Below are 8,101 nucleotides of genomic sequence, written 5' to 3' on the forward strand. Positions count from 1 at the left end.
ACCTCGCCGACGCCATCGCCGGGAACTGACGGCAGGCAAGAGGCACTCGGCAGTACCGGACGAGCCGGTTCCGGCCACCACGTGGTGGCCGGAACCGGCTCGTCGGTGTCTGCGGACGGTGGCCGCTGCGAGCGTGCGCCGAGAGGCCGCGGCAGACGCGAAACGCGCGGAACGAAGGGCCTCCCGGTGACATGGGGACGATCACCCGCATCCCCGAGCCACCAAGAGGCCCTACCTGCCTTCAACCCCGCGCTCAGCTCGGCTCGGTCGACTCCTCCTTGGGAAGCCTGACCAGAGGCACCGCGATCAGGCTGACGACCGAGGACGCCGCCATGTAGATCGACACCGACACGGTGGTGTGCGTCGCCGCCATCAGCGCGACCATGATGAACGGAGCGAGCCCGGCGCCGAGGATGTTCGCGAGCTGGTTTCCGAGCGAGGCTCCGGAGTAGCGCATACTCGCCGGGAACGCCTCGGCGAGCAGTGCGGTACCCGGTCCGAACATCGCGCCCACGGCGAACTGTCCGACGGCCGCGGCGAGGAGGATCCACGCGAAACCGCGGGTGTCCACGAGCGGGAACAGCGCGAAGGCCCATGCTCCGGAGAAGGCGGCCCCCGCCGCGTAGACCTTGCGGCGGCCCACGATGTCGGACAGCCACGCGAAGCCGATCGTGCCCGCCGCGAACGCGATCATCGAGAGCATGACCACGGTGAGCATCGTGTCCTTGGAGATCTTCAGATCCTCCGTCGCGTAGTGGAGCACGCCTGTGACGATGCCGTAGAAGGAGATCGTGGCGGGGAGGAAGGTGAACGCCACCAGCAGGAGCTGCTTGGGACGGCGCAGCACCCGCAGCACGGACGATCGAGGCGCGGAGTCCTTCTGAGCCGACACTTTCTCCGCGGCCCGCTGGAACTCCGGTGTGTCCTCGAGGTAACGGTGCACGTAGTAGGCGACCGGGAACATCAGGACGCTGAGCAGGAACGGGACGCGCCATCCCCACGCCGAGAACTGGTCGGCCGTGGTGAGGTGGCTGACGAGCAGGAAGACGAGCGTGCCGCTGATCATGCCGACGACCACACCGAGTTGGGGAAGCGATCCGAAGAGGCCGCGGCGATTGGGTGGCGCGCCCTCCAGCGCCAGCAGCGTCGAGCCGCCGAACTGGCCGCCCACCGAGATGCCCTGGGCGACGCGAAGGACCACCAGGACGATCGGCGCCCCCACGCCGATCGTTCCGTAGGTGGGCAGCAGGCCGATGAGCGTCGAGGAGACGGCCATCAGCAGCATGGCCGTCAGCAGCGCCGGCTTGCGGCCGAACTTGTCACCGATGTGACCGAAGATCGCCGCTCCGACGGGCCGGCCGGCGAACCCGACCGCGAACGTGGCGAACGAGGCGAGCGTGCTGGTCAGCGTGCTTCCCGAGGGGAAGAACAGGGTGTTGAGGACCAGTGAGGCGGCCGTACCGTAGATCAGGAAGTCGTAGTACTCGATCGACTGGGCCGCGACGGCGGCGAAGAGGACGCGCCCCCGGCCTGGGCTCGCGGTCGCCTCGGTGGTCGCCGGAATACTTCCTTGTACGCTCATCTTCTCCTCAATCTGTAGCGGTGTCGGAGGTCGCCATGGGGACCTCTTCGGGGGCGCCGGGGCAGCGCTTGGGGAGTGGGGAGGCTGGGACCGGTGCCGCGGTCGTCGTCACGGGCACCCGAGTGGCAAGCAGGATTGTGTATTAAATATTTCGTGTCTAGAGGGCGGGCACGAGTAGTTGCCGTCAGAGGGGCGACGTCCAGCGCGGACGTCTGATAAGCGACGATTTTGACCGATCTGGCGAGATCGCCGCGCAGTCGCGGCGGGTGATCTCTGTGAGGTGAGTCCTTGTTCCCGATGGTCAATGAAGATATTTTATTTTCTGCACCTCCGTGAGAAAGGGCCCCACCCATGCGGCGAGCAGCCATTGTCAGTCCGTTGCGCACCCCCATCGGTGCCTTCGGAGGCACCCTGAAGTCGGTACCCGCCGAGGACCTTGCCGCCACGGTCATCAAGGCCGTGGTCGAGCGGACCGGGATCGACCCGGAGCGCATCGACGACGTGTCCATGGCCCAGTCGTACGCCAACTCCGAGGCGCCCTGCATCGGCCGCTGGGCCGCGCTGCACGCGGGTCTGCCGCTCTCGGTGCCCGGCATCCAGACCGACCGGCGCTGCGGCGGCGGCCTGCAGGCCGTGGTCACCGCGGCGATGATGGTCCAGACCGGCGCCGCCGACGTCGTCATAGCCGGCGGTGTGGAGAGCATGTCCAACATCGAGTACTACTCCACCTCGATGCGCTGGGGAGGGCGCGCGGGCAACGTGACCATGTACGACCGGCTCGACCGCGGCCGCGAACGCTCTCAGCCCGAGCACCGCTTCGGCAGGATCTCCGGGATGCCCGAGACCGCGGAGAAGCTGGCCGAGCGCTACGGCATCTCCCGTGACTCCGCCGACCGGTTCGCCGTCTCCAGCCACCTGAAGGCCGCCAGGGCGTGGGAGTCGGGGATCTTCAAGGACGAGGTGGTTCCGGTCACGGTGCCGCAGCGGCGAGGCGAACCCCTGATCTTCGACCGGGACGAGGGCGTGCGCCCCGACTCGAACGCCGAAACCTTCGGGAAGCTGCGCACCGTCCTGCCCGGCGGCACCGTCACGGCCGGCAACGCGTGCCAGCAGAACGACGCCGCCGCGGCGTGCCTGGTGGTCGCCGAGGACCAGCTGGAGTCCCTGGGCCTGGAGCCCATCGCCTTCCTGGAGGGCTGGGCGGCCGCCGGCTGCGACCCGTCGGTCATGGGCATCGGCCCGGTACCCGCGGTGGCCAAGCTGTTCGCCCGCACGGGCAAGTCCTTCGACGACCTGGACCTCGTCGAGGTCAACGAGGCGTTCGCCGTCCAGGTCCTCGCGGTGCTGGCCGAGTGGGGCTGGCACGACACCGACCGGCTTAACGTCAACGGCTCGGGCATCTCGCTCGGTCACCCCATCGGCGCGACCGGCGCACGCATCATGACCACGATGCTGCACGAACTGCGCCGCCGGGAGGGCCGGTACGCGCTGGAGACCATGTGCATCGGCGGCGGCCAGGGCATGGCCGCCCTGTTCTCCGCCGCGTGACGACGACCCCCGAGAGGCGACAGGACCCCCGATGACCAAGGTCTTCCCTTCCCCCGCCGCGCTCGCCGCGGCCGCCGGCACCCATGTCGGCACCGGTGAGTGGATCTCCGTCGAGCAGCGACGGATCGATCTGTTCGCCGACGCGACCGGCGACCACCAGTGGATCCACGTCGACACCGAGCGCGCCGCCTCGGGACCCTTCGGCGCCACGATCGCGCACGGCTACCTGACGCTGTCCCTGCTCCCCGCACTGGTCAGGGAGGTGTACCGGACCGAGGGCGTGGCCATGGCCGTCAACTACGGCCTGAACAAGGTGCGCTTCATCAACCCGGTGCGCGTCGGCTCCAGGATCCGGGCCTCGGTGGACCTGGTCTCCGCCGACCCGGTGCCCGGCGGCTACCAGGTCGTCTCACGGGTGACCGTCGAAATCGAGGGCGCCGACAAGCCGGCCTGCGTCGCGGAGACCGTCGCTCGCGTCTCCGGCTGACCCCACGCCGCACACCCACACGTTCCGCTCAGTCGTCCAGGAGTACCGACATGTCCGAGTCCACCACCCCCGCCCATCGCGTCGCCATCGTCACCGGTGCCGCCCGCGGCATCGGCGCCGCCACCGCCCGGCGCCTGGCCCGCGACGGCTTCGCCGTCGCCGTCCTCGACCTCGACGAGGCGGCCTGCGCCGACACCGTCACCGCCATCGAGAAGGACGGCGGCCGCGCCCTGGCCGTCGGCGTGGACGTCGCCGACGCCGAGCGCGTCGAGTCGGCCGTCGCGCGCGTCGCCGCCGAACTCGGCCCGCCCGTCGTGCTGGTGAACAACGCCGGCATCACCCGCGACAACCTGCTGTTCAAGATGGCCGAGGCCGACTGGGACGCGGTCCTGGGCGTTCACCTGCGCGGGGCCTTCCTGATGAGCAAGGCCGCTCAGGCGCACATGACCAAGGCGGGCTGGGGCCGCATCGTCAACCTGTCCTCGGTCTCCGCGCTCGGCAACCGGGGCCAGGCCAACTACTCCACCGCCAAGGCCGGTCTGCAGGGCTTCACCAAGACCCTGTCCATCGAGCTCGGCAAGTTCGGCGTCACCGTCAACGCCGTCGCCCCGGGCTTCATCGTGACCGAGATGACCGAGGCCACCGCCGAGCGACTGGGCGTGCCCTTCGAGGAGTTCAAGGCCAAGCGGGCCGCCGTCACCCCCGTGCCCCGGGTCGGGGAGCCCGACGACATCGCCCACGCGGTGTCCTTCTTCGCCAGTGAGGGCGCCGGCTTCGTGACCGGCCAGGTCCTGTACGTTGCGGGCGGCCCGCGAGGCTGACCCGGCGAGCCGGCCGGCGAGTTCCACGACGCACCATCAGTGGAGCTCCACGACGTACCAGCAGTGAGGGAGAGACATGACGAAGCGGTTCGATCAGGGGCCCTGGGCCACGTCGGGCGTCCAGACCGTCCAGCCCGGCGTCCACCGGGTGCCGCTCCCGCTCCCCAACGACGGTCTGTACGCCGTCAACGTCTATCTGCTGGAGGACCTGACCGACGACGGCAGCCTCGTCATGATCGATGGCGGATGGGCGATACCCGAGGCGCGCAAGGCCCTCGAGGAGGCTCTGTCCGCCATCGGCCGCGACCTCGGCGACATCAGGAACATCCTGGTCACCCACGTCCACCGCGACCACTACACGCAGGCGGTGGAACTGCGCCGGCTGCTGGGCGCCCGCGTCCATCTCGGGGCCGGGGAGCGCCCCGGGCTCGAGCTGCTCAACAAGCTGCGCGGCGGCCTCGCGTGCGCCCTGACGATCCTGCGGCAGGCGGGAGCCGACGAAGTGGCCGACCACGTCGAGGCGACGTATCCCAACCAGTACGACCCCCGCGACTGGGAGGAGCCGGACCGCTGGCTGGAGGCGGAGACCCTGCGCTTCGGCGACAGCGAACTGAAGGTCATCCCAACTCCCGGCCACACCCAGGGACATGTGGTCTTCCTGGACGAACGGCGCGGACTGCTGTTCTCCGGCGACCACGTCCTGCCGCGCATCACGCCGTCCATCGGCTTCGAGGCGGCCGAGCCGGGCGGCCGACCGCTGGCCGCCTACCTGGACTCGCTGCACCTGATGGCCCGGCATGCGGACGCCCGCCTGCTGCCCGCGCACGGCCCCGTCGCGGACAGCACGCACACCAGGGTCGCCGAACTGCTCGCCCACCACGACGACCGGCTGCACAGGACTCTCGTCGCCCTCAAGGACGGTACGCACGACGCGTACGCGGTCGCGCGCCGGCTCGCCTGGACCCGCCGCGAGGTGCCGTTCGCCGACCTCAACCCCCTCAACCAGATGCTCGCGGTCAACGAGACGGTCGCCCACCTGGACGTGCTCGTACTGCGGGGCGACGCGGCTGTGGCGTTCGTGGACGGGGTGAACCGGTACACGCGCCTGCGGTGACCCCGCCGGAGCGCCACGCGGGCCGGCGCCGTCCGCTGGAAAGCGGGCGTACCCCCGTGGACGTACCGTGGAGAGGTGGGGGCGCCGACCCAGAGGAGCGGGATGCACGGGTTCAGCCCCGGTGCCGAAGAGCAGGTGTTCGCGTTCGCCGGCATCGCGACAGCCGTGCTCGACGACCGGGGCACCGTGGTGCGCTGGTCCGATGCGGCCGCCGAGCTCCTGGGCCGCACGGCCGAAGAGGTCTGCGGTCACCCGGTGCGGGCCCTGCTCACCCACGAGTGCACGGGTGCGGCGGGTGACGCCGGCATGCCGGCCGCGGGCCGTGCGCTGCTGCGGCACCGGTCCGGCGCTTCGATCGACGTCACCTTCAGGGTGCTGCGGACGGAACCCGCCGCCGAATCCCTCGTGCTGGTCGCGCCCACACAACAGGTGACCCACTGGGAGCAGGGCGCGAGTGTCCTGCGGGCCCTGCTCTCCCAGGACCGTGTCGGGATCGGCATGCACGACGTGGACCTGTCCGTCGTGTGGACCAACATCAGCTCCGAGATGTTCGGCGGCGCGGCGCTGTCCCGAGGCGGCAGGCTGAGGGACGTGATGCCCGTGGCGGACGCCGAGGCCGTGGAGGCCGCGCTGCGCCACGTGCTGGACACGGGCGAGCCGCTGATCCGCAAGAGCCTGCGCATGTGGTCGCGGCAGGACCCGGAACGGTCGTTGGCCCTGTCGCTGTCCGCCTTCCGGGTCGAGGACGCCCAGGGGGCTCCCGCGGGCGTCGTCACGATGGTCACCGACGCCCCGGACCAGCAGCGGGCTCGCCACCGGCTGGACGTGCTGCACGAGGCCGCCGACCGGATCGGTCGTTCGCTCGACGTCACTCGCACCGCACAGGACCTGATGGACGTCCTCGTCCCCGGCTTCGGGGACGTGGGATGGGTGGAGCTGGCCGACGCCGTGATCGACGGGGACGAACCCCCGAAGACCCTCGGCGGGGGAGATCTGCATCTGCGCCGTGCCGCCATGGCCTCGGTCCACGCTTCCGACGCCGCCGCCCTCCTCCAGCCGGGCGAGACGGTACCCCGGCTGCCCTTCACGCTGGAACTGGGAGAAGTCCAGCAGGGCCGCCCCGTTCTTCTGGATCCGGAGAAAGTGACGGTCGTGCTCGGCGACCCGACACACCAGCGCCTGTTCCTCCCCGCACGCGGACACTCGGGCATCTGGGCCCCCCTGTTCGCGCGCGGCCTGCTCCTCGGGGCCGTCACGGTCTGGCGTACCGAACAGCAGGATCCGTTCGAACCGGACGACGCGGACCTGATGGCGGAGGTCGCCTCCCGGGCCGCGCTGAGCGTGGACAACGCCCGCCGCTACACCCGCGAGCGCCGCGTGGCGCTCACGCTGCAACGGCGTCTGCTTCCCTCGGCCACGACCGACACCGCGGCGGCGGAGACCGCGGGCGTGTACCTGCCCGCAGGCGGGGGAGCGGGCATCAGCGGCGACTGGTACGACGTCATTCCCCTGCCCTCGTTCCGGGTGGCCCTGGTCGCCGGAGACGTGGTCGGACACGGCCTGAACGCCGCCGCCGCCATGGGCGGCCTGCGCACCGCCGTCCGCACCCTCGCCGACCTGGAGCTCGACCCCACCGAACTCCTCACCCACCTCGACGACCTCGTCCAGCAGCTCAGCGACGACACGGACGCCGAGAGCCTCGTCGGCGCCACCTGCCTGTACGTCGTCTACGACCCCGTCACCCGCCGCTGCGCCGTGGCCGGTGCCGGTCATCCGCCGCCCGTCGTGATCCGGCCCGACGGCACCACCAAGGTCGTCCCGGTTCGCCCGGGTCCGCCACTGGGGGTCGGAGGCATGCCGTTCGAGTCCGTCAGCGTCGAACTGGAGCCCGGGAGCGTCCTCGCCCTCTACACCGACGGGCTGATCGAACGGGACGACGTCGACGTCGACGCCGGCCTGCGGTGGCTGACGGAGAACCTCGCGGCCGCGTACGACCCCGACCGCCCCCTGGACGACATGGGTCGCGCGCTGCTGGCCGGCCTGGGCGACGCCCCGCCCCGCGACGACATCGCGCTGCTCCTGGCCCGCACCCGCGCCGTCCCGGAGCGGTCCAGCGCGAGCTGGGAGTTCGCCGCGGACCCGGCCGTCGTGGCCGAGGCCCGGCAGGCCGCCACCCGGCAACTCGCCGCCTGGGGGCTGGACGAGGCGGCCTTCGCCACCGAACTGATCGTCAGCGAGCTGGTCACCAACGCGGTCCGCTACGCCGGTGGACCGATCGGCCTGCGGCTGATCCGGGACGACGTACTCGTCTGCGAGGTCACCGACCCCAGCAACACCCAGCCGCGCCTGCGCAGGGCGCGCTGGACCGACGAGGGAGGACGCGGCCTGTTCCTCGTCGCCCAGCTCTCCACTCGGTGGGGCAGCCGTTACGGCCGGAACGGCAAGACCATCTGGGTCGAGCAGTCCCTCGTCCCGGACACCATCAGCTTTGCGGCCCATCGTCAGGCGGCGCCGTTCGTCGGGCCGACTCGGTGACGACATGCTGGGAC

6 protein-coding genes are annotated in these 8,101 nt (G+C 70.9%); 5 read left to right on the forward strand and 1 reads right to left on the reverse strand.

The features are described from left to right. Window positions 1-253 precede the first annotated feature (253 nt). Window positions 254-1,582 (reverse strand): MFS transporter, encoded by a 1,329-nt coding sequence (locus ACWEN3_RS35530; RefSeq protein WP_452979542.1) that lies wholly within the window; start codon window positions 1,580-1,582, stop codon window positions 254-256. Between the two features lie 351 nt (window positions 1,583-1,933). On the opposite strand from ACWEN3_RS35530, the gene ACWEN3_RS35535 reads away from it, so the two are divergent. The 5 genes from ACWEN3_RS35535 to ACWEN3_RS35555 all read left to right on the forward strand — a co-directional run bounded on the left by ACWEN3_RS35535 (window position 1,934) and on the right by ACWEN3_RS35555 (window position 8,087). Further along, window positions 1,934-3,130, forward strand: a complete 1,197-nt coding sequence (locus ACWEN3_RS35535; protein ID WP_452979545.1) for an acetyl-CoA C-acetyltransferase — start codon at window positions 1,934-1,936, stop codon at window positions 3,128-3,130. A gap of 31 nt (window positions 3,131-3,161) precedes the next feature. Next, on the forward strand, window positions 3,162-3,617 hold the full coding sequence (locus ACWEN3_RS35540) for a MaoC family dehydratase (RefSeq protein ID WP_452979547.1): 456 nt from the start codon (window positions 3,162-3,164) through the stop codon (window positions 3,615-3,617). Window positions 3,618-3,667: 50 nt separating this feature from the next. Next, entirely contained in the window at window positions 3,668-4,438 is a 771-nt protein-coding gene (fabG, locus tag ACWEN3_RS35545; RefSeq protein ID WP_452979550.1) for a 3-oxoacyl-ACP reductase FabG, read from the forward strand. A 76-nt stretch (window positions 4,439-4,514) separates the two neighbouring features. After that, window positions 4,515-5,552: an MBL fold metallo-hydrolase gene (locus ACWEN3_RS35550; protein WP_452979553.1), complete on the forward strand. Its 1,038-nt coding sequence runs from the start codon at window positions 4,515-4,517 to the stop codon at window positions 5,550-5,552. Window positions 5,553-5,654: 102 nt separating this feature from the next. Further along, entirely contained in the window at window positions 5,655-8,087 is a 2,433-nt protein-coding gene (locus ACWEN3_RS35555; protein WP_452979556.1) for a SpoIIE family protein phosphatase, read from the forward strand. The last annotated feature ends 14 nt before the right edge of the window (window positions 8,088-8,101 follow it).

Source organism: Streptomyces sp. NPDC004561 (genome assembly GCF_053602155.1).

What these genes read in the sequence shown, in the direction of transcription:
- ACWEN3_RS35535 (WP_452979545.1), top strand. Translation starts at nt 1,934, where the DNA reads ATGCGGCGAGCAGCCATTGTCAGTCCGTTGCGCACCCCCATCGGTGCC.
- ACWEN3_RS35555 (WP_452979556.1), top strand. Translation starts at nt 5,655, where the DNA reads ATGCACGGGTTCAGCCCCGGTGCCGAAGAGCAGGTGTTCGCGTTCGCC.
- ACWEN3_RS35540 (WP_452979547.1), top strand. Translation starts at nt 3,162, where the DNA reads ATGACCAAGGTCTTCCCTTCCCCCGCCGCGCTCGCCGCGGCCGCCGGC.
- ACWEN3_RS35530 (WP_452979542.1), bottom strand. Translation starts at nt 1,582, where the DNA reads ATGAGCGTACAAGGAAGTATTCCGGCGACCACCGAGGCGACCGCGAGC.
- fabG (WP_452979550.1), top strand. Translation starts at nt 3,668, where the DNA reads ATGTCCGAGTCCACCACCCCCGCCCATCGCGTCGCCATCGTCACCGGT.
- ACWEN3_RS35550 (WP_452979553.1), top strand. Translation starts at nt 4,515, where the DNA reads ATGACGAAGCGGTTCGATCAGGGGCCCTGGGCCACGTCGGGCGTCCAG.